The 23,213-nt window shown below is 41.7% G+C and carries 19 protein-coding genes; 7 read left to right on the forward strand and 12 right to left on the reverse strand.

Translation table 11 applies throughout. The features are described 5' to 3' along the window. Positions 1 to 34: 34 nt before the first annotated feature. From HMPREF2987_RS08990 to HMPREF2987_RS09025, 8 genes are all read right to left on the reverse strand, one after another. Positions 35 to 499: a sigma-70 RNA polymerase sigma factor region 4 domain-containing protein gene (locus HMPREF2987_RS08990; protein ID WP_075230251.1), complete on the reverse strand. Its 465-nt coding sequence runs from the start codon at positions 497 to 499 to the stop codon at positions 35 to 37. Positions 500 to 751: 252 nt separating this feature from the next. Next, the gene (rpsD, locus tag HMPREF2987_RS08995) at positions 752 to 1,363 is read right to left on the reverse strand and encodes a 30S ribosomal protein S4 (RefSeq protein WP_008810013.1); all 612 of its coding nucleotides are present in this window, start codon (positions 1,361 to 1,363) and stop codon (positions 752 to 754) included. Between the two features lie 202 nt (positions 1,364 to 1,565). Further along, complete coding sequence (locus tag HMPREF2987_RS09000; RefSeq protein ID WP_075230252.1) at positions 1,566 to 2,600, reverse strand: sensor histidine kinase; 1,035 nt, start codon at positions 2,598 to 2,600, stop codon at positions 1,566 to 1,568. Next, a complete protein-coding gene (locus HMPREF2987_RS09005; protein ID WP_075230253.1) occupies positions 2,597 to 3,295 on the reverse strand; it encodes a response regulator transcription factor in 699 nt (232 codons plus the stop codon). Before HMPREF2987_RS09005 ends, HMPREF2987_RS09000 begins: the two co-directional genes overlap by 4 nt. An 80-nt stretch (positions 3,296 to 3,375) precedes the next feature. After that, on the reverse strand, positions 3,376 to 5,910 hold the full coding sequence (locus HMPREF2987_RS09010; protein WP_075230254.1) for an SSURE domain-containing protein: 2,535 nt from the start codon (positions 5,908 to 5,910) through the stop codon (positions 3,376 to 3,378). A gap of 122 nt (positions 5,911 to 6,032) precedes the next feature. Continuing rightward, entirely contained in the window at positions 6,033 to 6,698 is a 666-nt protein-coding gene (locus HMPREF2987_RS09015) for a potassium channel family protein (protein ID WP_075230255.1), read from the reverse strand. 12 nt (positions 6,699 to 6,710) lie between these two features. After that, positions 6,711 to 8,090 (reverse strand): TrkH family potassium uptake protein, encoded by a 1,380-nt coding sequence (locus HMPREF2987_RS09020; RefSeq protein ID WP_075230256.1) that lies wholly within the window; start codon positions 8,088 to 8,090, stop codon positions 6,711 to 6,713. Positions 8,091 to 8,122: 32 nt separating this feature from the next. Then, entirely contained in the window at positions 8,123 to 8,887 is a 765-nt protein-coding gene (locus HMPREF2987_RS09025; RefSeq protein ID WP_075230257.1) for a nucleoside phosphorylase, read from the reverse strand. A 192-nt stretch (positions 8,888 to 9,079) separates the two neighbouring features. On the opposite strand from HMPREF2987_RS09025, the gene HMPREF2987_RS09030 reads away from it, so the two are divergent. From HMPREF2987_RS09030 to HMPREF2987_RS09040, 3 genes are all read left to right on the forward strand, one after another. Next, positions 9,080 to 9,532, forward strand: coding sequence for a DUF3290 family protein (locus HMPREF2987_RS09030; protein ID WP_075230258.1), 453 nt, complete (start codon positions 9,080 to 9,082; stop codon positions 9,530 to 9,532). After that, entirely contained in the window at positions 9,529 to 10,161 is a 633-nt protein-coding gene (locus tag HMPREF2987_RS09035; RefSeq protein ID WP_075230259.1) for a DUF421 domain-containing protein, read from the forward strand. Before HMPREF2987_RS09030 ends, HMPREF2987_RS09035 begins: the two co-directional genes overlap by 4 nt. 117 nt (positions 10,162 to 10,278) lie before the next feature. Beyond that, a complete protein-coding gene (locus HMPREF2987_RS09040; RefSeq protein WP_000020982.1) occupies positions 10,279 to 10,482 on the forward strand; it encodes a CsbD family protein in 204 nt (67 codons plus the stop codon). Between the two features lie 60 nt (positions 10,483 to 10,542). Here HMPREF2987_RS09040 and HMPREF2987_RS09045 read toward each other — a convergent pair whose 3' ends face one another. After that, positions 10,543 to 11,775 carry a carbohydrate-binding domain-containing protein gene (locus HMPREF2987_RS09045; RefSeq protein ID WP_075230267.1) on the reverse strand — a complete coding sequence of 411 codons (1,233 nt, stop codon included), beginning with the start codon at positions 11,773 to 11,775 and terminating at the stop codon, positions 10,543 to 10,545. Positions 11,776 to 11,981: 206 nt separating this feature from the next. Between HMPREF2987_RS09045 and HMPREF2987_RS09050 the strand changes: the two genes are divergently transcribed. Both HMPREF2987_RS09050 and HMPREF2987_RS09055 read left to right on the forward strand, forming a co-directional pair. Continuing rightward, complete coding sequence (locus HMPREF2987_RS09050) at positions 11,982 to 12,758, forward strand: polyphosphate polymerase domain-containing protein (protein ID WP_083312453.1); 777 nt, start codon at positions 11,982 to 11,984, stop codon at positions 12,756 to 12,758. Next, positions 12,751 to 13,434: a DUF4956 domain-containing protein gene (locus HMPREF2987_RS09055; protein WP_075230261.1), complete on the forward strand. Its 684-nt coding sequence runs from the start codon at positions 12,751 to 12,753 to the stop codon at positions 13,432 to 13,434. Before HMPREF2987_RS09050 ends, HMPREF2987_RS09055 begins: the two co-directional genes overlap by 8 nt. Before the next feature lie 136 nt (positions 13,435 to 13,570). Here HMPREF2987_RS09055 and HMPREF2987_RS09060 read toward each other — a convergent pair whose 3' ends face one another. From HMPREF2987_RS09060 to rpoB, 3 genes are all read right to left on the reverse strand, one after another. Next, the gene (locus HMPREF2987_RS09060) at positions 13,571 to 14,134 is read right to left on the reverse strand and encodes a sugar O-acetyltransferase (RefSeq protein WP_075230262.1); all 564 of its coding nucleotides are present in this window, start codon (positions 14,132 to 14,134) and stop codon (positions 13,571 to 13,573) included. A gap of 256 nt (positions 14,135 to 14,390) precedes the next feature. Continuing rightward, on the reverse strand, positions 14,391 to 18,053 hold the full coding sequence (gene rpoC, locus HMPREF2987_RS09065; protein ID WP_075230263.1) for a DNA-directed RNA polymerase subunit beta': 3,663 nt from the start codon (positions 18,051 to 18,053) through the stop codon (positions 14,391 to 14,393). Between the two features lie 32 nt (positions 18,054 to 18,085). Beyond that, on the reverse strand, positions 18,086 to 21,688 hold the full coding sequence (gene rpoB, locus HMPREF2987_RS09070) for a DNA-directed RNA polymerase subunit beta (protein ID WP_075230264.1): 3,603 nt from the start codon (positions 21,686 to 21,688) through the stop codon (positions 18,086 to 18,088). Between the two features lie 566 nt (positions 21,689 to 22,254). Between rpoB and HMPREF2987_RS09075 the strand changes: the two genes are divergently transcribed. Beyond that, positions 22,255 to 22,551, forward strand: a complete 297-nt coding sequence (locus HMPREF2987_RS09075) for a rhodanese-like domain-containing protein (protein WP_075230265.1) — start codon at positions 22,255 to 22,257, stop codon at positions 22,549 to 22,551. Between the two features lie 143 nt (positions 22,552 to 22,694). Next, positions 22,695 to 23,000 (forward strand): rhodanese-like domain-containing protein, encoded by a 306-nt coding sequence (locus HMPREF2987_RS09080; protein ID WP_075230266.1) that lies wholly within the window; start codon positions 22,695 to 22,697, stop codon positions 22,998 to 23,000. The last annotated feature ends 213 nt before the right edge of the window (positions 23,001 to 23,213 follow it).

The raw sequence follows: 23,213 nt of genomic DNA on the forward strand, positions 1-23,213 counted from the left end.
TTCTTACTTGTCAACACCTTTTTAAAACTTTTTTTCACCAACCTTTGAAGACTATCTCTAACTCCCTGAGAAGGGACTTGCGACCTTTGAAGCGTTCATCTGCCCATAGACGTTCGTAGGTTTTTTGCTTATCTTGGGGCAACTTTCTTCTATAATTATCTAACAATTCATGAAGGGCATAATAATCATCCAGCCATAGACCTCCTTCTGGTAGTCGATGGCTGATCTCTCCTACTTCTTCATAAGCCATTCGATCCAGACGTCGCTTTTGGCTCTCTTGTTTTCTTACAGTATCAAGGATTCGGTTCCGGAATTTTGTTTTGAAGTAGACGTAGAGTTTCTTTTCTTCTTCCACTAGTTCTGGATGGGACTCTAGAAGTTCGTAAAGGCAGATCAGTCCTTCTTGATCCCAATCCTCCTTCTCCCATAGATGGAGATAATAATCTTTTCGGCATTTATGGACAATCCCTTTTACCTTTGCATAGTATTTCTCAAGCATTTGCTTTCCCCCTTTCTCTGCTTGTAGTATAGCAGAGAAAGGGGGAAAGAAGGGCCCTAGTTTCTATCTTGTCTCTTTTTAGCTCTCTGATGTTACGGAAGTCGTGAATACTGACTAGTGAGGGTGAAAAAAGACAATCTCTTTGTGAATTCAAATGGAGATTTTCGTAAAGTGATTTATATAATAAACAACATCTCAAAGATAAAGCAAAAAGCCCACTGTTGTAGGCTTTCTGTATCATATATCTTAAAATTAAAGCATTTTGTTGTAGAATTCAACGACAAGGGCTTCGTTGATTTCTGGGTTGATTTCATCACGTTCTGGCAAACGAGTCAATGAACCTTCCAATTTTTCTGCGTCGAATGATACGAACGCTGGACGTCCAAGAGTAGCTTCTACTGCTTCAAGGATTGCTGGAACTTTCAATGATTTTTCACGAACTGAGATCACTTGACCTGGAGTCACGCGGTATGATGGGATATCAACGCGTTTTCCGTCAACAAGAATGTGACCGTGGTTTACGAATTGACGTGCCTGACGACGTGTAGTTGCAAGACCAAGACGGTAAACAACGTTATCCAAACGGCGTTCCAAAAGAAGCATGAAGTTGAAACCAAGGATTCCTTCTTTGATCTTAGTAGCTTGTACGAACAAGTTACGGAATTGTTTTTCACCTACACCGTAAGTGAAACGAAGTTTTTGTTTTTCAGCCAATTGCAAACCGTATTCTGATAATTTAGAACGGTTGTTTGGTCCGTGTTGTCCTGGTACGTAGTTACGACGTGCCAATTCTTTACCTGTACCTGTAAGTGAAAGGCCAAGGCGACGAGCTTGTTTCCAAGATGGTCCTGTATAACGTGACATGTATATGTCCTCCTGATATAAATAATATTTCGGTGGAAATAGTCACTTAGAAAGCCCTGATTCGTGCAGATGCCCTTCGCCTAAACAGCCAAGGTTACTTATCAGAAGACATCTGTTGACGAGCTTCATGCTTTCCTGCTGATATTTCACACAAAGGATATTGTACCATGAATGGTTAGATTTGTAAAGGGGTTTTACGGCTTTATTTCAAATTGAGGCTGAATGTGAACTTGCTTCCTAAGCCATATTGACTTTCTGCTGTGATTTCGCCACCAAGCTGATGGGCTAGTTCTCGTGCAATCGCAAGTCCTAATCCATGACCACCTGTCTTCATATTACGCGACGTCTCTACACGATAAAGTCGGTTAAAAATTTTTTCCAAATCTTCAGGAAGAATACCTTGACCCTCGTCTTTCACACTGATTATCAGCTCTTTTTCTGTTAATTGAGCAAGGACTTCAATCCTAGTTCCAGGTTCTGAATATTTAAATGCATTGTTTAACAAATTGACTAGAATACGAGAGAGTTTGTCATAATAACTCTTGATTTTCGCAGACTCAGGCTTTACTTGAATGTAGACATCTCGCTCCTCTTGTTCAATCTGAAGTTGAAATTCACTCATCGACTCAATCAACAGCTGATCTAAAAAGACCTCTTCGACTTCTTCATCAGCTATATCTTGAGGCTGAGCGTTAAGAGTCAAAACATCCAATTCCTCTACTAGCTTGTTTAGACGCTCAGTTTGCCGACCAATCGTAGCTAAGTAGTGGAGCCGCTCCTCTTCCTTGATCACTCCATCTAGAATTCCTTCCACAGTAACCTGAATGGAGGTAATGGGAGTTTTAATATCGTGAGAGAGCTGAGCAATCATCATTCTCTTTTCTTGCTCACTCTCATCAAGTGATTGAAAGGTAATCTGCAAATTGCGGGACATGTCATTAAAAGCCTGCCCCAGCTCTTGAAATTCTATTGGTCCTTTGGTTTCTATTTCTGTACTAAAATTCTTGCTAGCTATATCTTGGGCTTGTTTTTTCAAATGTTTCAGAGAAGAAAAAACAGGTGACAAAAGAAAGATGCTCACTGCAGCGCCAATGAAACTAGCAATCAAGGTCATTCCAACCAGAAAGTAAACTTCACTTTTCTCAATCAACATTCGTTGGATTGCCCAGAAAACGACCAAAATCGTTAGTAGAGTCGAAACTAGATAGCCCACTAAAATATAGCTTTTTAATTTCATTTTTTACCTCTCGGTCTTTCCATCTTATAGCCTAATCCCCAAACAGTTTTGATAGCAGGAGTGTTTAAATTCGTATACTTACTCAACTCTTGTCTCAAAGCATGGATATGAACATTGAGTGTATTTGTATCATCCACATAGTCCTCCTGCCATACCTTCTCGTAAAGTTCAGTCTTTGAAAAGACTCTCTCAGGATTGCTGGCTAATATCCATAGAAGTTCAAAAGATTTCACTGTCAATTCCAATGGCTGTTCCCCAATGCGAACCTCATGAGTCACATGGTTGATCACTAAGTCACCAAACTCAATCTGCTCGGTCTCTCCGCCACGACTAAGGCGGCGCAAGATATTATTCACTCTCAAAACCAATTCCCGTGGGCTAAATGGTTTAGCTATAAAATCATCCGCCCCCAAACTTAATCCATAAATCTTATCCTGTTCGCTTGTCTTAGCAGTTGTAAAGAGGAAGGGTTGATCCGGAGCGATATACTGAACTTCACTGATAAAATCATAACCGTCCATATTGGGCATCATGATATCTGTGATAATGAGGTCGATAGATTTTTTTCTGAAAAGTTCTAATCCCTCCTTACCATCATGGGCAACCAAAACATCGTAACCTGCCTGTATAAGATAGCGGTTTTGAATATCTAGAATATCTATCTCATCATCAACCAGCAAAATTGTCTTTTTCATCTGACACTCCTTCGATAAAAACAGTGTTATACTTGCTTTAGTATAACACTATTTTCCCTAATGTTTAAGTGATTTGAATCTTAATCTTCTCGTTTGGTTGTCAAACCCAAAAGTCCAACAAGACCTGCCAAGGCTAGACCAAAGATACCAAGTCCAGCTGTAGCTGTTTGAGCTTCCCCAGTATTTGGTAGCATCGCTTTATCATCTTTTTTCATCATATTAGCCATTGGGCTAGAAGCTGGTTGATCTACTTTCATATCTGACATATGGTGATTTGTACCCATCATACCCTCAGTCGTACCTGTAGAGCCTGTTTCAGAAGGCTTCGTATTCATCTGACCTTGTTGAGATGGTATTGTCGCCATTTCTTTTCCACGAAGCTGAATCGTTACTTGACGAGTAGCAATCAGATTGGTCAAATCAGGTTTGCCGTCTTTAGCACCATAGACTTTAACAGTAGCTAGATACGTATGGGTTCCGTTAGCTCGAAGTTGCTCAAGCAAGGCCTGACCATCTTTGCCAACCGTATTGCCATTCAAATCCACTTCGTAGAAATATTGGCCTTTAGCCAAGCCTTCAAGTGGCAATAGAGCAGGATTTTTAGCTGTTCCGTTGTCTGACCATGGGGCTTTGTCTGAGGCTTTTAACAAGAGGCGAGTCAACATACCATCTCCACCAAAAGCTTCGTATGGAATAACTTGGTTGACACCGGCCAAGAAAGGTCCAGGAACCTTAGCTTTATCAAGGTAGCTAGCTGGAACATCAATCATGTCTTTGACATTGTTAACAACAGACTCTTTAACCTGATTTGGTGTGGTCAAGCCATTCAAGTTTACTGTCAAATCCTTAGTCGCTACAAGGTTGCTCAAATCGGCCTTGCCATCTTTCGCACTGTACACTTTAATAGTAGCTTTATAACTTTGAGTACCGTTTTGTTTCAAGAAATCAAGAAGCTCTTTGTCTGATTTGCCTTGGGTGCCTGCCAAGTCTACTTCATAGAAATAGAGACCTTTGCCCAATTTTTCTACTGGTGGGAGAGTGGGATTCTTGGCTGAACCGTTGTCTGACCATGGAGCCTTGTCTGAGGCCTTCAAGATAAGACGAGTCAACATACCGTCACCAGCGAAGAATTCGTATGGGATAACTTGATTAACACCAGCTGTGAATGGACCTGGGAAGTTGGCTTTATCTAGGTAAGTGGCTGGGACGTCCACTGTGTCTTTAGTATTGTCGGCTACGCCTTTTTGTACTTCAACTGGAGTAGTTAATCCGTTCAAGTTGACATCCAAATCTTTTGTCGCTACAAGATTGCTCAAATCAGCCTTGCCATCTTTAGCGCCGTACACTTTGATGGTTGCCTTGTAGCTTTGTGTACCATTTTGTTTCAAGAGGTCTAGAAGCTCTTTGTCAGATTTACCTTGAGTACCGGCCAAATCCACTTCATAGAAGTAAAGACCTTTGCCCAATTTCTCTACTGGTGGGAGAGCGGGGTTTTTAGCCGAACCATTGTCTGACCATGGAGCCTTGTCTGAGGCTTTCAAGATTAGACGAGTCAACATGCCATCACCGGCGAAGAATTCATATGGAATAACTTGATTGACACCGGCTGTGAATGGACCTGGGAAGTTGGCTCTATCCAAGTAAGAAGCTGGGACATCTACTGTATCTTTGGTATTGTCGGCCACACCTTTTTGCACTTCAGCTGGGGTAGTTAAGCCATTCAAATTGACATCCAAATCCTTTGTCGCTACCAGATTGCTCAAGTCTGCCTTACCATCTTTTGAACCGTACACCTTGATAGTAGCTTTATAGCTTTGCGTGCCGTTTTGTTTTAAGAGGTCAAGCAAGTCTTTGTCAGATTTGCCTTGGGTGCCTGCTAAATCCACTTCATAGAAGTAAAGACCTTTACCCAATTTCTCTACTGGTGGGAGAGCAGGATTTTTAGCCGTTCCGTTGTCTGACCATGGGGCTTTGTCGGATGCTTTTAACAAGAGGCGAGTCAACATACCATCTCCACCAAAAGCTTCGTATGGAATAACTTGGTTGACACCAGCTGTGAATGGACCAGGGAAGTTGGCTCTATCCAAGTAAGAAGCTGGGACATCTACTGTATCTTTGGTATTATCGGCCACGCCTTTTTGGACTTCGGCTGGGGTGGTTACTGGTTGCGCTTCACTTGCTTCACGATCTTGCCCAGAAACTGTAGACGTAGGACCTTCCACAGGTTTAACTGCATCTTCTATTTGGTTCTTAGAGTCAGCTTGGGATTGCACTTCTTCTTTTGGTGCTACTACTGGATCTTTAGCAGTTTCGTCCGCTTTTTCTGGAGAGCTTGTAGTATCCAAGCTTGCTTTAAGTGTTGATTCTGCCTGTTCTGAAGGAAAAGCTACATCAACTGCTTTCTTGAGAACCTCTGCTGGTAAGTCGCTCTTTTCACTCACCGAAGTAGCATCTGTCCCAACTTGAGCAGGGGTCGGATTGACCACATCGGCACGTACAGAACTTGGTTGACCAACTAGGATAAAGAAGCCACTGGCCACAACAACTGAGGCAACACCGACACTGAGACGGCGAATAGACCAACGAGTATAGCTTTGATTTGGATTGAATTTCATAGGATTCTCCTTAGAGTTTTCTTTTTTTGATAGCTCTAGTATAATCTCCTAAAATTAAAAAGGATTAAGAAAAAGTTAAAATTTTTCTTAAATCCCTCTTATAAATTACTTATATTAGTTATCTATTCACTAATTTCAGCGAGTTTGTCTAAATGCTGATTATTAACTACTCCCATGATGTAGGTATTGGCTTGTAAGATATCGTCTGGTCCAAACTGGACATCTAGTGGCGAGTTTTCTTGATCTCGAAATCCTAGGACATTTAGCTTGTATCTTCCACGGAGATCTAGTTGATTTAAGCTTTGACCCACCCAGACTTGAGGAATTTCCATCTCAACAATGGAAACATTTTTATCTAACTGGAAAACATCAACACTATTATGGAAGAGAATCGTTTGAGCAAGTGACTGTCCCATCTCATATTCTGGTGAAATAACAAAATCTGCACCGATTTTTTCTAAAACCTTCTTTGCTGTATGGCTTTTAACCTTGGCAATAACTGTTGGAACACCTAGACTCTTACAGTGCATGACTGCAAGAACACTTGACTCTAGGCTTTCCCCTGTCGCAACCACTACCGTATCGCAGGTATCAATACCTGCTGAGCGCAGGAGTTCTTCATCGGTAATATCTCCTACAACACCGCTCGTTAATACTGGTTCAAATTGATTGATCCGTTCTTCGTGATTATCAATGGCGATAATGTTCATATCTAGCTTTGAGAGCCCTTCTAGAACACTTGAACCAAACACACCTAGACCTAAAATTCCTATTGTACGTTCTGACATGATTTTCCTTTCTTATCCAATGGTAATATCTGCTTTCATATAATGCATCATATCTTTTTTGCTTGGTTGATAATCTGCTAGACTGACCAGCAAGGTCAGTGGCCCGATACGTCCGATAAACATAAGCAACATGATGACGCTTAGAGCTAGCTGACCTAGATTCGGTGTTAGATTGGCTGTAACACCAACTGTCGCAAGGGCTGAAATAGTCTCAAACATGAGATGAATAAAGGGCGGATTGCCACTAGTTGTTAATCCAAGTAAGACTAAACCTAATAAAAATGTTAACAAAAAGATGATAAAGACACTAAAAGATTTTTGTACAGTTCGTGGATCGATGGTTCGTTTGGCAATATTTACATGGGGTAGACCAAGTAGCTCCGTTCTAGCGAAGAGGATTAAGACTAGGAAGGTTGTAATTTTCAAACCACCCGCCGTTCCTCCAGGAGCTCCACCTAAAAACATCTGAAGGATATAAATAAGTAGGGTAACAGGACGTGCTTGTGTAAAATCAATAGAAGCAAATCCTGCCGTCCGCATGCTAACGGTTTGGAAAAAGCTGACTAGAACTTTTTCTGGGAAACTGAGATTGCCAATTGTTCCAGTATTACCCCACTCTGTCAGTAGGGTAGTCACCGTTCCAAAAAGGAGAATTCCCACTGTCAGCATCAATACCAACTTCGTATGAAAGCGAAGTCTTCGCTTTCTTTTACTACCTACTTGTGTCGCTAGGTCAAACCAGACCATGAAACCAAGACCGCCTGTGATAATCAAAGCAGAAATTACAAGATTTACCAGTGGATCTGTTTGGTAGGCTACTAAACTGGTCGTTCCAAAATTATCAAAACCAGCATTACAAAAAGCGGAAATGGCTAGAAAAGCAGAGGTAAAAAGACCTCGCCCCCAACCAAACTCAGGAACAAAACGAAAACTAAGGAGCAGGGCTCCCACAGCTTCTACCAAAAAGGTGGTTAGAAAAATCGATTGGATGAAGCTTTTCAAAGATCGAGTTTCGCCATAATTAAAACTTTCCTGGATTGTTTCTCGGTTTCTAAGACTCAATTTTTGCTTACTCTGAATATAGAAAACTCCGATAAAGGTCATGAGACCTAAACCACCAATCTGAATTAAGAACATGCAGATTAGCTGACCCCAGATATTATAAGTGGACGCTACAGGTTGGGTAAAGAGCCCCGTCACACAGACCATAGACACGGTAGTGAAAAGGTGGTCAAAATAAGTTGCTCTGGAAGTTGCTACCTGTACAACGGGTAGGCTCAAAAGTAGGGAACCTAGTAAAATGACTAGGGCAAAACTCAAAAAAATTCGACGAGCAGGTGACATCTGAGCCAGACTCTGCTCTATTTTTTCTCTTAATGATTTGAATAACATAGCTACATTGTACCACAAAACAGTTAAAGCCGTCACATATGACTAACGATTTCAAGACAGAGTTCTAAGGCCTTGTCAAAAGCTTCTGCGCCCCAATCGCGACTATCATAATTTTCTAAATCCGCCAGAGAGTCGGCTGTAAATAGAAGTTGTCCCCAAACGACTCCTCGAAGTTGGGCAACTGCTGCAAGAGCTGCACACTCCATCTCCACAACAGCACAGCCTTCTTCCTTGCGATAGGCAACCTTTTCAGCTGTCTCTCTGTAAAAACCATCTGTCGACCAAGTCATTACCTCTTCATAAGGAATACCTAGTTGTTCCAAAACTTGCTCGATAGCAGAAATCGCTTCTACATGTACATCCATATAACGAGAAGGCGCTGCATAGTGGTAGCTCGTCCCCTCATCTCGCAGAGCGCGAACAGGGACGAGAAAGGCATTTTCCTCAATATCGGCTAGGACTCCACAAGTACCAGTGGAAATGATTTGCTCCACACCATAGCCAATCAACCAATCCATAAACTGGGCGGCCGGGGCAGAACCTACAGGAGCTTGGGCTAGACAAACTTTTTCACCTTTGTAGTCCATGACATAAACCGGGTAGGTCTTAGTGGCAGAAACAAACTCCCCTACGCAATCTGCTTCTACTTCCTGAGCATAACGGTCAATCTCCTCCTCCAAAAATGCATAGATGCACTTCTTTGGCAACTTCAAGTCTAACTCCTCATGCGTTGGCATAAGGACCGCTTGGGGATTGTCGTCAAACTCTAAAATGGGAATCGCATGTTTCTGAATCATAGAATACCTCCTCTAAATTTTTACTATTATATCAAATACAAAGGGAAAGTCAAGATGGGAGGCTAAGTCAAATCAGAAAAACCTACCTTAAGTAGGAAACAACAATTAAATGCTTTTTCCTCTACTAACAAAATTGCTAAAACTTAGGAATTATTTTATAATAGATTGAATTAAAAAAAGTGAGGGAGTTTTATGAAATTCTATTCCTATGACTATGTGCTCAGTCAGATCAGTCAACAGAATTGGGCCATGATTATCGTATCAGCTTTACTGCTTATCGTGACTGGATTTTTTGCATTTAAAGCTTTCAAAGATAAAAAAGGGAGCAAGTTCCGTGAATTATCGCTCATTTCTATTTTGACGTTAATTGCTTTTGTATTGATTAGCATTACGAATTTTCAAAACAGCCAATCCAATGATAATCAATTTCGTAGTTCCTTACACTTCATCGAGATTGTATCAAAAGAGTTAGGTGTTGATAAAAAAGATATTTATGTCAATACTTCAGCTACTACTGATGGAGCTATTATTAAGGTTGGCGACAATTTTTATCGTGCCATTAGCGGGACTGACCAAGATAGCTATTTGTTAGAAAAGATGGAACTCTATAAATCAGATGTGGAACTCGTGGAGGTTGAAAAATGATAAGCTTTTTTGCTACGATTGCAATTAAATTGGCCTTGGGGCTACTTTCTCTTGTTTTTGTTATTAACGTAACAGGTAAAGGAAATTTAGCACCAAGTTCTGCAGTAGATCAAATCCAGAACTTTGTTCTCGGGGGTATTATCGGTGGGGTTATCTACAATAGCTCGATTACCATCATCCAATACGGAACAATCTTAATCATCTGGACTATTCTCATCCTGCTCCTTAAATGGTTGAATACCAATATTTCCTTTTTCAAACACTTAATTGACGGGAAACCAACTCTTATCATCAAAAATGGTAAGTTAGATCCTGAAGCCTGTCGCACAAAAGGTCTTGCAGCTGCAGATGTAGCTCTTAAATTGCGCGCTCAAGGAATCTTCCAATTAAAGGATGTCAAGAGAGCTGTGATTGAGCAAAATGGACAATTGATTGTCGTAAGAATGGGTGACGAAAATCCTAAATACCCAGTCATTACAGACGGTGTTGTCCAAGTTGAAATTCTAGAAACTATTGGCAAAACTGAAGAATGGCTAACAGAAAAATTGAAAGAAGAAGGTTTCGAAGAAGTCTCAAATATCTTTATCGCTGAATATGATAAAGGTCAATTGAATGTTGTAACCTATTAAAAAAATAAACTGATGCTTTTCGTATCAGTTTTTTGCTTTTTAGCATAAAAGGGTATATACTTAAATTAATATCTGATGTAATTTAGATAATACATAAAATTAACGGAGGTAACCCCCATGTCAATCGAAGAAAAATTCAACCAAGCTAAAGGTTCTGTTAAAGAAGGTTTTGGTAAACTAACTGGCGATACAAAAACTCAAGCAGAAGGAGCTGCAGAAAAGGTAGCTTCAAAAGCTAAAGAAGTTGCTGAAGATGCAAAAGAAGCTGTCGAAGGTGCAGTATCTGGCGTAAAAAACATCTTTAAAAAAGACGGAGAATAATTCTTCTTCGTCCTAATAATAAGAAAATCTCCCTTCTCTTTCGAGAAAGGAGATTTTCTTTTATGGTCGTCCACCAGGGCCTCCATTTCCTTGAGGGCCACCGCCAGGTGCTTCTCCGCCTCCAGGCATAGAGTTGACAATCTCAGTTTGTTTTTCACCGTTGATGTAGATATCTCCACCTGTGTAGGTCGCTGTTCCATCAAAGTCAAAACCAGATTGACCTGTCAATTTAATGGTTCCTCCCGTAACAGTAATGTTACCATTTGAGTCGATTGGATCCGTGTCCCCTTGACCAACTTCAACCGTCAAGTTCCCACCATTCATAGTGAAGAAAATTTCACTTTGTTGGGCATTTTTATTGGCTGCATTGACACCATCATCTGTTGAGTATATGGTGATGTCTCCACCGTTGATAGTAATTGACTTACCTTCAAGCCCTTCTGTAGAATTCTTAACCGTATAGGTACCACTATCAATAACCAAATCACCTGATGCGTGGATACCATCGTCCCCTGCAGTAACAGTGATGGTATTATCAGAGAGATACATGGTTCCTACAGATGTTTCCTCATCATTGTCGACCTTAACTCCGTCTTCCTTGGCATCGATAGTCATGGTTGTGCCGGTAATGTTGAGTTCATCATTGATATTAAAGGCATCTCCGACTGCTGTGATGTTGTAGGTTCCACCTGTGATGTGAAGTATATCGTTGGCCTTAATACCATTGTTTTTCTTACCATCTACATTAAGAGTTCCCTTACCATTGATGGTCAAGTCCACTTTAGAGAAGAGGGCCGCGTCAGCTTTTTCATCACTATTAGAAGCAGAATCTGAGAGGCTATTAGTTGTGCCATCTGCTAGAGTTAGGTAAACATGACCAGCTGATGTTGCAGAAATAGCTGCATTGGTATTGGTCATGGTCACACCCTTTAGTACGATATGTACATCATCAGAATTCCCAGCTTCGATCTTGATTTGAACTCCATCAGATTGACCAGAAATCACATAGGTACCTGCCTTAGAGATTGTAACGGTAGATCCTGATACGGCAACTCCGTCACCTGATACCTTCGCTGTTGATCCTGACAAAGTTACAGTTGCAGCTGTTTTTTCATCATAAGAAGTATCATAGTCCTTATCTGTAAAGTAACTAGATGTTTTCTTATTGGTAGTTACTGTTGTCGTTGCAGTACTATTGCTAGCTGTTGTATTTGAAGTTGACTGGGTACATGCTGTTGCCAGTGCTAGAGTTGTTATACTTGTTAATAGGAATGTCCATTTTTTTGCTTTCATGCTCATTTCCTCGTCTTTCATTTTACATGCTCTTAGTCTACGGGTCTTTCCTAAAAGAAGCCTAAACTTTTTCTGAAAGTTTTCTTAAGTTTAGTTTCAATTAAGTTAAATTTAACAAAAGTTTTAGAAAATCCCCCTAAAATCAAACACAAGCAAGTTTACCTTGTTTAAAAATAGTATAACCTAAGATTAGAGGAGAAGGAATTATGAAACCAATCGAAACAAGTTTCAAACGGATTGAAACCAAATATATTGTCTCCAAAGAAATTTTAGATAAACTCATCCAAGATTTAAAGGAATATTTAGTAGAAGACGACTATCCAATTTCAACTATTTCAAATATCTACTTTGATACGGAAGACTTTGCTGTGCTCCAAGATGATGATTTTGGAAATAAGCGAAAAGAAAAGGTTCGGATGCGGACCTATCTCAGCCACCCCAAAGCAGATAGTCAAGTATTTTTAGAAATCAAAACCAAGGATCAAGAAGGAGTTGGTCGCAAATTTAGACTACTCTCAACTCCTATTTCCATCCTTAACTTTATGACCAAAGGGCACTTGGATGCTAGTATTACTGATACAGTCGTCATTGAAAAAGTGAAAAAGCTTCACCAAGATTACAAGCAGGCTATCAAGCCTCGTATGTACATCTACTACGATCGTTATTCATTAAAAGAAAAAAAATACATCGAGGGCTACGACTATAATAAAATTCGTATCACCATTGACCAAAATCTAATCTATAGAGATGAAAATGTCAGTCTCTTCGCAGGAAATCAAGGGGCTCCTCTATTAGATGACAATACTGTGATTATGGAGATTAAAGCTCCTGGAAACAAACCTCAGTGGTTACAAGACATTCTAGACAAGTATGGTTTGATGGAGCACAAATTTTCAAAATACAGTTGTGCTTACCACAAATCTCAAGGGCTTCCTTATGCACCACGTCCCAGTATAGAAAGCGCAGGTATCGCTTATGCTTAATCTATTTAATTCCATTTTCAAGAACGCCACTGCAAGTGCAGATCCCTTCCAACTACTGCTGGCACTTCTAGTCAGTCTAGTTCTCGGTTTGGCACTTACTTGGACCTACAAATATCGGACCCTCTACACCAGAGAATTTGCTATCAGCTTGACTCTGCTTCCCTGCCTTATGACCTTGGTTATTTTTCTGGTCAATGGGAGCTTGGGTACGTCAATTGCTGTAGCCGGAACCTTTAGTTTGATTCGTTTCCGTTCTGCAACGAGTGGTTCAAGAGAACTGATTGCGATTTTCCTAGCCATGATTATCGGTTTGGCTTGTGGAACAGGCTATCTCTTCCTGGCCATTCTCTTCACACTCTTTATCTTGGGCGTTTGGTTCCTTTTGGAGAATCAACAAGTTAAATCTGACAATCAACGCCGTAGACTTTTGACAATCACGGTAACTAATCAAGAGAAGATTCAAGATGCTATCCAATCTGCTCTTGACCAATTCTGCTCAGAAGTTGACATGATTACGATCAATAGCACAAATGCAGGGGACAACCTTAGCATTGTCTATGAAGTCGAGCTAAAAACAGAGGTCGATGATTTCCAAGTGACTAGCTATCTTACACAAAATATTGATCAATGCGATGTGGCATTGACTAAAAAAGCTAAAAAGAGAAAAAATCTCTAAAGACGAAAAACGAGGCTGGGATAAAAATTCCGACCTCGTTTTTTGCTAGCAATAAGTTTTTGACACTGAGACTGATTAGGCTTTCCAATTCCAAAGAGTTCTTTTGAAAAAGACTTCATCTTCTCTATCTCAACCTTTAATTTCCTTTAACTGGAATTTCTTTGATAACTCGTGCTGGGTTGCCTGCCAGAACGACATTATCGCCAAAAGATTTAGTAATGACAGCTCCTGCTCCTGCAACAACGTTATCACCTAGTGTAACACCTGGAAGGACAATAACCCCACCACCTGCCCAGAAGTTCTTGCCAATTGTAATTGGTTTTCCAAATTCTAAACCTGAATTTCGTTCATCTGGATCCAGCGGATGAAGAGGTGTTAAAAACTGACAATTAGGACCAATCATGGCATTATCACCAATGGTAATAGGACAAACATCCAACATGGTTAAATTCCAATTGGAATAAAAATTTTCTCCCAGATGAATATTGACCCCGTAATCTACCATCAAGCGAGTGTTGATGTAGAGATTTTCACCAGTAGAACCAAACCATCCTTTGATGATTTCCATACCTTTTACTGGGTCGACCTCTTCATTAAAGGAGGCTTGCTTTTGTCTCGCTGTTTGTGCTAGAGAACGGAGGTCTGGGTCGAATGGGTGATAGGGTTCTCCTGCGATCATTTTTTGATATTCACTTTTCATGTTTTAATTTCCTTGCTTTTTTAGATGATTGTAGCATAGTATTGTATCTCGAGCAAGTTAAAATAAGTCGCTCTTTATGAATTGAAAATGTGGGTAGAACGTAAACCTAACATTAAATACAAAAAGCGAACAAATCCAGTTTTCTGACAATCAGAATTCTGCCTTGTTCGCTTTTTTATCTAGTGGATCCTTCTTAAAAATCTATAGTGAATGTTTTCTAAAGTCCTTTTTATATCAGACCTTAAGTAACACCTACTTATTCGCTTACTTCAACAGTTTCAACGACTTCTTCTACAGTCGTATCAACTGGAGCTTCTTCTTGTGAAGATGCTAGGTAAGACTCTTCGTTGACTGCTTGTGGTTCAAGGTTACGGTAACGTGCCATACCTGTACCAGCTGGGATAATCTTACCGATGATAACATTTTCCTTAAGACCAAGGAGATGGTCTTTCTTACCACGGATAGCTGCGTCTGTAAGGACACGAGTTGTTTCCTGGAAGGAAGCTGCTGACAAGAAACTATTTGTTTCAAGTGAGGCTTTGGTGATTCCCATAAGGACTGGACGACCAGTCGCTGGCACTCCACCTGCGATGAGAACATCCTTGTTAGCATCTGTAAAGTCGTTGATGTCCATAAGCGTTCCCATGAGAAGATCTGTATCTCCTGGATCCATAACACGAACTTTACGGATCATTTGACGAACCATTACCTCGATGTGTTTGTCACCGATTTCTACCCCTTGGCTACGGTAAACTTTTTGTACTTCACCGAGGAGGTAAGTTTCAACTGACAAGACATCACGTACAGCAAGGAGACGTTTTGGTTGGATTGAACCTTCTGTCAATGCTGCACCACGAGAGACTTGGTCCCCAACTTCAACACGCATACGAGCTGTAAATGGTACCACGTATTCGCCTTCTCCAGTTTCACCTTTAACGAAGACTTTCTTAGTACGAGTTGATGCATCTTCTTCGATAGCGGTAACTTGTCCTTTGACCTCTGTGATAACCGCTTCCCCTTTAGGATTGCGGGCTTCAAAGATTTCTTGGACACGAGGAAGACCCTGAGTGATATCGGTATTTGAGGCAACCCCACCCGTGTGGAAGGTACGCATTGTAAGCTGTGTACCAGGTTCCCCGATAGATTGGGCAGCGATTGTACCAACTGCTTCACCGACTTCGACCGCATCACCAGTCGCCAAGTTGATACCGTAACAGTGACGGCAGACACCATGACGAGTGTTACATGTAAATACAGAGCGGATAGTCACTTCTTCCACACCAGCATTGACAATTTCACGCGCCTTGTCTTCTGTAATCAACTCATTTGGACCGATAATAACTGCACCAGTTTCTGGATGTTTAACAGTTTTCTTAGTGTAACGACCATTGAGGCGCTCTTCAAGAGACTCGATCATCTCTTTTCCTTCTGCAATAGAACGGATCAAGAGACCACGGTCAGTTCCACAGTCGTCCTCACGGATGATAACGTCTTGGGCAACGTCAACCAAACGACGAGTCAAGTAACCTGAGTCGGCTGTCTTAAGAGCCGTATCGGTCATACCTTTACGAGCACCGTGAGTTGAGAAGAACATTTCCAATACCGACAAACCTTCGCGGAAGTTTGAAAGGATTGGCAATTCCATAATACGTCCGTTCGGAGCAGCCATCAGACCACGCATACCGGCAAGCTGTGAGAAGTTTGAGATGTTACCACGGGCTCCAGAGTCCATCATCATAACGATAGGGTTCTTAGGATCTTGGTTAGCAATCAAACGTTTTTCAAGTTTTTCACGGGCAGCACGCCATTCAGCTGTTACAGCATTGTAGCGCTCGTCGTCCGTAATCATACCACGACGGAATTGTTTGGTGATTTGTTCTACACGTTTGTGTGATTCTTCAATGATTTCAGCCTTATCATCAACGACTGGGATATCGGCGATACCCACTGTCAATCCTGCAAGAGTTGAGTGGTGGTAACCGAGGTTCTTCATGCGGTCAAGTAGGGCAGAAGTTTCTGTCGTACGGAAACGTTTGAAGATTTCAGCGATGATATTCCCAAGGTTTTTCTTCTTGAATGGAGGGTTAAGTTCAAGATTGCTGATAGCTTCCTTGATATCTCCACCAAGTGGCAAGAAGTATTTAGCTGGAACGCCTTCTGTCAAGTTGGCATTGTTTGGTTCTTGCAAGTATGGTAAACCCTCTGGCATGATGTCGTTGAAGAGGATTTTACCAACTGTTGTAAGCAAGACCTTGTGTTTTTGCTCTTCTGTCCATGGTTTGTTGAGGCTGTCTGTTGCAATACCAACACGTGAGTGGAGGTGAACATAACCATTGCGGTAAGCCATAACCGCTTCGTCACGGTCTTTGAAGACCATTCCTTCACCTTCACGACCAGCTTCTTCCATGGTCAAGTAGTAATTACCCAAAACCATGTCCTGAGATGGAGTAACAACTGGTTTACCATCTTTCGGGTTCAAGATGTGCTCAGCAGCCAACATCAAGATACGAGCTTCTGCTTGGGCTTCTTCTGAAAGCGGTACGTGAATGGCCATTTGGTCCCCGTCAAAGTCGGCATTGTAGGCTTCACAGACAAGTGGGTGCAAACGAAGGGCTTTACCGTCAATCAAGACAGGTTCAAAAGCTTGGATACCCAAACGGTGAAGGGTCGGTGCGCGGTTCAAAAGCACTGGGTGTTCCTTGATAACTTCTTCGAGGATATCCCAGATACGCTCATCTCCACGTTCCACCAAGCGTTTAGCGGCTTTAACGTTTTGCACAATATCACGCGCTACGATTTCACGCATGACAAATGGTTTAAAGAGCTCGATAGCCATTTCACGTGGCACACCACATTGGTACATCTTAAGAGTTGGACCAACGGCGATAACGGAACGTCCTGAGAAGTCAACACGTTTACCGAGCAAGTTTTGACGGAAGCGTCCTTGTTTACCTTTAAGCATGTGGCTCAATGATTTAAGGGGACGGCTACCTGGTCCTGTAATTGGACGACCACGACGACCATTGTCAATCAAAGCGTCAACCGCTTCTTGAAGCATACGCTTCTCATTTTGAACGATGATACCTGGTGCGTTCAACTCAAGCAAACGAGCCAAACGGTTGTTACGGTTGATAACACGACGGTAAAGGTCGTTCAAGTCAGATGAGGCAAAACGGCCACCATCCAACTGCAACATTGGACGAAGATCTGGTGGAATAACCGGAAGGATGTTAAGAATCATCCATTCAGGTTTATTTCCAGATTTGTAAAAGGCATCCAAAACATCCAAACGACGGATGGCTTTGATACGTTTTTGTCCAGTTGCTGTTTTCAATTCTTCTTTAAGTTCAGCAATTTCTTTTTCAAGATCTACTTGTTTCAAGAGGTCTTGGATAGCTTCGGCACCCATTTTAGCAACGAATGATCCGTAGCCATATTCACGCAAGCGCTCACGGTATTCACGCTCTGTCATGATTGATTTGTGCTCAAGTGGTGTATCCTTCGGATCGATCACCACATAAGCTGCAAAGTAGATAACTTCCTCAAGTGCACGAGGACTCATATCAAGGGTCAAGCCCATACGGCTTGGAATCCCCTTGAAATACCAGATATGAGATACAGGAGCTTTCAACTCGATGTGTCCCATACGTTCACGACGAACTTTTGTACGCGTTACTTCAACACCACAACGGTCACAAACAATCCCTCTGTAACGAATGCGTTTGTACTTACCACAAGCACATTCCCAGTCTTTTGTAGGACCAAAGATGACTTCGTCAAATAGTCCTTCACGTTCTGGTTTCAACGTACGGTAATTGATTGTTTCAGGTTTTTTGACTTCTCCATAAGACCATGAACGGACTTTACTTGGAGAAGCTAGTGTGATTTGCATACTTTTAAAACGATTTACGTCAACCACTATTTCTTCCCTTTCTATTCTAAGTGAGCTACTTATTCTTGTTCAGTAGCTTCTTCTGTTGCTTCCGCTTTTGCACCCTCTTCAGCTTCAAAAGCAGCTTTTGCTTCTTCAGCAGCTTTTTTACGTGCTTTTTCAAGGTCATCTACGTGGATGACATCTTCGTCCATGCCCTCATCAAGATCACGAAGTTCCACTTCTTGATCGTCTTCGTCAAGGACACGCATGTCAAGACCAAGTGATTGTAATTCTTTAACAAGAACTCGGAAGGATTCTGGAACACCTGGTTTTGGAATTGGTTTTCCTTTTGTAATAGCTTCATACGCTTTCAAACGTCCGTTGATGTCGTCAGACTTGTAAGTCAAGATTTCTTGAAGGACATTTGAGGCACCATAGGCTTCAAGCGCCCAAACCTCCATCTCACCGAAACGTTGTCCACCAAACTGAGCCTTACCTCCGAGTGGTTGTTGCGTAACGGTCGAGTATGGTCCGACTGAACGAGCGTGCAATTTATCATCAACCATGTGGTGGAGTTTGATCATGTACATGACACCAACTGACACACGGTTATCAAATGGTTCACCAGTACGTCCATCGTAAAGGATAGTCTTAGCATCGCTATCCATACCTGCTTCCTTAACAGTTGACCAAAGATCTTCTGAACTTGCTCCGTCAAAGACTGGTGTTGCGATGTGGATACCAAGGGTACGAGCTGCCATACCAAGGTGAAGCTCCATTACCTGACCGATATTCATACGTGAAGGCACCCCAAGTGGGTTCAACATGATATCAACTGGAGTTCCGTCTGGAAGGTAAGGCATGTCTTCTACAGGAACGATACGAGAGACAACCCCTTTATTTCCGTGACGTCCGGCCATCTTATCTCCGACCTTGATCTTACGTTTTTGAGCGATGTAGACGCGAACCAGCATATTAACACCTGATTGCAATTCATCTCCATTTGCACGTGTAAAGATCTTAACATCACGAACGACGCCATCGGCACCGTGTGGTACACGAAGAGAAGTATCACGAACTTCACGAGACTTGTCTCCGAAGATAGCGTGCAAGAGACGTTCTTCAGCTGAAAGGTCCTTCTCACCCTTAGGTGTTACTTTACCTACAAGGATGTCCCCTTCTTTAACCTCAGCACCGATACGGATAATCCCCATTTCGTCAAGGTCTTTAAGAGCATCTTCACCAACGTTTGGAATTTCACGAGTGATTTCTTCAGGTCCAAGCTTTGTATCGCGCGTTTCTGATTCGTATTCTTCAAGGTGGACTGATGTGTAAACATCGTCTTTAACCAAGCGTTCGCTCATGATAACGGCATCCTCGAAGTTGTAACCTTCCCATGTCATGTAGGCAACGATTGGGTTTTGTCCAAGCGCCATTTCCCCATTTTCCATAGAAGGTCCGTCAGCGATAAAGTCGCCTTTTTCTACAAGATCACCAACTTTAACAAGCGTACGTTGGTTGTAGGCAGTACCTGAGTTTGAACGACGGAATTTTTGGATATGGTAAACATCAAGGGAGCCATCTTCACGACGAACTTCTACCTTGTCCGCATCCGCATAGGTAACCTTACCACCATGTTGTGCAATCACTGCAGCTCCTGAGTCATGGGCTGCTTGGTATTCCATACCAGTACCAACGTAAGGTGCTTTTGGATTGATCAAAGGAACAGCCTGACGTTGCATGTTGGCACCCATGAGGGCACGGTTGGAGTCGTCGTTTTCCAAGAAAGGAATACATGCTGTCGCAACGGCAACTACCTGCTTAGGTGATACGTCCATATAATCTACAACGCTAGCTGGATACTCTTGGTTGACCCCTTGATGACGTCCCATAACTGTCTTCTCAGCAAAGGTCCCATCTTCGTTAAGGCGTGAGTTAGCCTGCGCTACAGTAAATTCATCCTCTTCATCGGCAGTCAACCAAACGATTTCGTTAGTTACTTTGCCTGTTTCACGGTCAACCTTACGATATGGTGTTTGAACAAAACCATATTTGTTCAAGTGACCGTAAGATGACAAGTTGTTGATCAAACCGATGTTCGGTCCTTCAGGTGTCTCGATTGGACACATACGACCATAGTGAGTGTAGTGCACGTCACGCACTTCATATCCAGCACGGTCACGTGTCAAACCACCAGGTCCTAAGGCTGACAAACGACGTTTGTGAGACAACTCAGAAAGAGGGTTGTGTTGGTCCATGAACTGTGACAACTGTGATGAACCAAAGAATTCTTTAACCGCAGCTGTTACAGGACGGATGTTGATAATTTGTTGTGGTGTTAAGACTTCATTGTCCTGAACAGACATACGTTCACGAACGTTACGTTCCATACGAGAAAGTCCTAGACGTACTTGGTTAGCAAGCAATTCACCAACGGCACGGATACGACGGTTCCCAAGGTGGTCGATATCATCAACACGGCCAATACCCTCAGCTAAGTTGAGGAAGTAGCTCATCTCAGCCAAGATATCCGCAGGAGTTACGATGCGAACCTTGTCATCTGGATTAGCATTACCGATAATAGTTACAACACGGTCTGGATCAGTTGGTGCCACAACCTTGAATTTTTGAAGAACAACTGGCTCTGTTACTACGGCAGCATCATTTGGAATGTAGACAATCTTGTTCAAGTCGCCATCCAAATGACTTTCGATACTTTCAATAACGCTGCGAGTCATAACTGTCCCAGCTTCTACCAAGATTTCACCAGTTTCAGGATCTACCAATGGCTCTGCAATAGTTTGGTTGAGCAAGCGTGTTTTAACATTGAGTTTTTTATTGATTTTGTAACGACCAACTGCTGCCAAGTCATAACGACGTGGATCAAAGAAACGAGCCACTAACAAGCTACGTGAGCTTTCAGCAGTCTTAGGCTCACCTGGACGAAGACGCTCATAGATTTCTTTCAAAGCTTCGTCTGTACGAGAGTCCATTGGATTCTTGTGAATATCTTTTTCAACAGTGTTACGAACGAGATCGCTGTCACCGAAAATATCAAATATTTCGTCATCACCTGAGAAACCAAGCGCACGAACCAAGGTCGTAAATGGAATCTTACGAGTACGGTCGATACGAGTATAGGCGATGTCTTTTGAGTCGCTTTCAAGCTCTAACCAAGCTCCACGGTTAGGGATTACAGTTGAACCGTAGCCCACTTTACCATTTTTGTCTACCTTATCATTAAAGTAAACACCTGGAGAACGAACCAACTGTGATACGATGATACGCTCACCACCATTGATGATGAAGGTACCCATCTCAGTCATGATCGGGAAGTCACCAAAGAAGACTTCCTGTGTCTTGATTTCGCCAGTTTCTTTGTTAATCAAGCGGAAGGTTACAAAGATAGGTGCTGAGTAGCTAGCATCATGGATACGAGCTTCTTCAAGCGTGTATTTTGGTTCTTTGATCTCATAGCCTACAAACTCCAACTCCATTGTGTCTGTGAAGTTTGAAATTGGCAATACATCTTCAAATACTTCCTTAAGACCGTGATCTAGGAAATCTTTGAATGAATCTGTTTGAATTTCAATCAAATTTGGTAAGTCAAGAACTTCTTTGATTCTTGAAAAACTACGACGGGTACGATGTTTCCCGTATTGAACGTCATGTCCTGCCAAGATGATTCTCCTTTAAAATAAAGTTTCAAGCCTAGTCGTCTAGGCCTTTGATTATCGTCAAAAGGTTGTAAACCTTCTATCACCTTATCCCCCTTAACTAATTTTCAGAATTTTTAAATCTTTGTTACAAACACTAGAAAACCTGAAAAAAAGCACAAAAAGAGCAGCTAAATCTGACTTTTGTAAGAAGATTTAACTGCTGTGAGCCTTGCCTGGACAATATTTCAGACAAAACCTACGACAAATGATTATTCATATTATACCTAATTTTCTTTGATTTTTCAAGGGTTTTGAACGATTTTTTTGCCTGAAATATTGATAGGGCTTGTTTTCAGAAAAGAATGTTTTCATCGGTTTGTTCTTGAATAATTAGAATCACTTGTATGATATATCCTGCCGACCAACTGAAAAAACGGTTCTCCCTTGTTTGTAGTGTATCATATAACATACTGGAAAAGCACAAGAACTTTTCTAAATAAGAAAGAATGCTTGTCAACTCAACTTTCTTGACAAAAACTATACTTAGTGGTTTAATATACCCCATAAGGGTATGTTTGGAGGTACCTATGTTTCACCTATTTACAAAAATTGACAGTATTCCTACCAGCGAGTTAGAAGCTAAACTCAAGGAACCCATTCAGCTACTGGACGTTCGGACGCCTACGGAATTTCGCAGAGGCCATATCGAAAGCGCCAAGAATGTTCCCCTAACTGAAATCGGTTCTTATGAACCAGCGACAAAAGAAACACTTTATGTCATTTGTCAGTCTGGTGTTCGTAGTAAGATAGCTGCAAAAAAACTAAAGAAAAAAGGCTATGATGTCATCAATGTTCGAGGTGGCATGAAAGCTTGGAGGAACTAGACAGGAACCAAACCTACATCGTTAGCTACCACAGTAGTCTTGGTAGCTTTAGCGCTAAGCGAATCCTCAAGTAAGCAAGCGTTGCCGTCCAAAAGCTTGACGGCGTTCCCTATACAAAATGACTAACCCAGAAGGAGTCAAATATGAAAACTAGTATCAGCATTGCTGACTTTTATGAAAAGTATCAGAAACAAGAACTCAATCTTATCGACGTACGTGAAGTACATGAATACCAAGCAGGACATGCACCAGGTGCCAAAAATCTTCCGTTAAGTACCTTGGAGCAAGACTACAAGGAACTCAAAGACGATCAAGAATACTATATCATTTGCCAAGGTGGAGCTCGCTCCGCATCTGCCTGCTCCTTCCTTAGTGCCCAAGGACTCAAGGTCACAAATGTAGAAGGTGGTATGAACCACTGGCCAGGCCAAGTAGGATCAGCACAATAGGTTGGATGAGATTAATACTCTTCAAAAATCTCTTCAAACCACGTCAGCTTCGTCTTGCCGTACTCAAGTACAGCCTGCGGCTCGCTTCCTAGTTTGCTCTTTGATTTTCATTGAGTATAAAATGGAAGTGAAAATTCAGTATACTTCCCTATAATAAAACGCCTACTATCAAGTTTTGTCTGTACTGACCCCAAAAAGTTAGACAATTAATTT

Origin of the sequence: Streptococcus sp. HMSC067H01 (assembly GCF_001814775.1) — a bacterium.
Lineage (GTDB): Bacteria > Bacillota > Bacilli > Lactobacillales > Streptococcaceae > Streptococcus.

What these genes read in the sequence shown, in the direction of transcription:
- HMPREF2987_RS08990 (WP_075230251.1), bottom strand. Translation starts at nt 499, where the DNA reads ATGCTTGAGAAATACTATGCAAAGGTAAAAGGGATTGTCCATAAATGC.
- rpsD (WP_008810013.1), bottom strand. Translation starts at nt 1,363, where the DNA reads ATGTCACGTTATACAGGACCATCTTGGAAACAAGCTCGTCGCCTTGGC.
- HMPREF2987_RS09000 (WP_075230252.1), bottom strand. Translation starts at nt 2,600, where the DNA reads ATGAAATTAAAAAGCTATATTTTAGTGGGCTATCTAGTTTCGACTCTA.
- HMPREF2987_RS09005 (WP_075230253.1), bottom strand. Translation starts at nt 3,295, where the DNA reads ATGAAAAAGACAATTTTGCTGGTTGATGATGAGATAGATATTCTAGAT.
- HMPREF2987_RS09010 (WP_075230254.1), bottom strand. Translation starts at nt 5,910, where the DNA reads ATGAAATTCAATCCAAATCAAAGCTATACTCGTTGGTCTATTCGCCGT.
- HMPREF2987_RS09015 (WP_075230255.1), bottom strand. Translation starts at nt 6,698, where the DNA reads ATGTCAGAACGTACAATAGGAATTTTAGGTCTAGGTGTGTTTGGTTCA.
- HMPREF2987_RS09020 (WP_075230256.1), bottom strand. Translation starts at nt 8,090, where the DNA reads ATGTTATTCAAATCATTAAGAGAAAAAATAGAGCAGAGTCTGGCTCAG.
- HMPREF2987_RS09025 (WP_075230257.1), bottom strand. Translation starts at nt 8,887, where the DNA reads ATGATTCAGAAACATGCGATTCCCATTTTAGAGTTTGACGACAATCCC.
- HMPREF2987_RS09030 (WP_075230258.1), top strand. Translation starts at nt 9,080, where the DNA reads ATGAAATTCTATTCCTATGACTATGTGCTCAGTCAGATCAGTCAACAG.
- HMPREF2987_RS09035 (WP_075230259.1), top strand. Translation starts at nt 9,529, where the DNA reads ATGATAAGCTTTTTTGCTACGATTGCAATTAAATTGGCCTTGGGGCTA.
- HMPREF2987_RS09040 (WP_000020982.1), top strand. Translation starts at nt 10,279, where the DNA reads ATGTCAATCGAAGAAAAATTCAACCAAGCTAAAGGTTCTGTTAAAGAA.
- HMPREF2987_RS09045 (WP_075230267.1), bottom strand. Translation starts at nt 11,775, where the DNA reads ATGAAAGCAAAAAAATGGACATTCCTATTAACAAGTATAACAACTCTA.
- HMPREF2987_RS09050 (WP_083312453.1), top strand. Translation starts at nt 11,982, where the DNA reads ATGAAACCAATCGAAACAAGTTTCAAACGGATTGAAACCAAATATATT.
- HMPREF2987_RS09055 (WP_075230261.1), top strand. Translation starts at nt 12,751, where the DNA reads ATGCTTAATCTATTTAATTCCATTTTCAAGAACGCCACTGCAAGTGCA.
- HMPREF2987_RS09060 (WP_075230262.1), bottom strand. Translation starts at nt 14,134, where the DNA reads ATGAAAAGTGAATATCAAAAAATGATCGCAGGAGAACCCTATCACCCA.
- HMPREF2987_RS09075 (WP_075230265.1), top strand. Translation starts at nt 22,255, where the DNA reads ATGTTTCACCTATTTACAAAAATTGACAGTATTCCTACCAGCGAGTTA.
- HMPREF2987_RS09080 (WP_075230266.1), top strand. Translation starts at nt 22,695, where the DNA reads ATGAAAACTAGTATCAGCATTGCTGACTTTTATGAAAAGTATCAGAAA.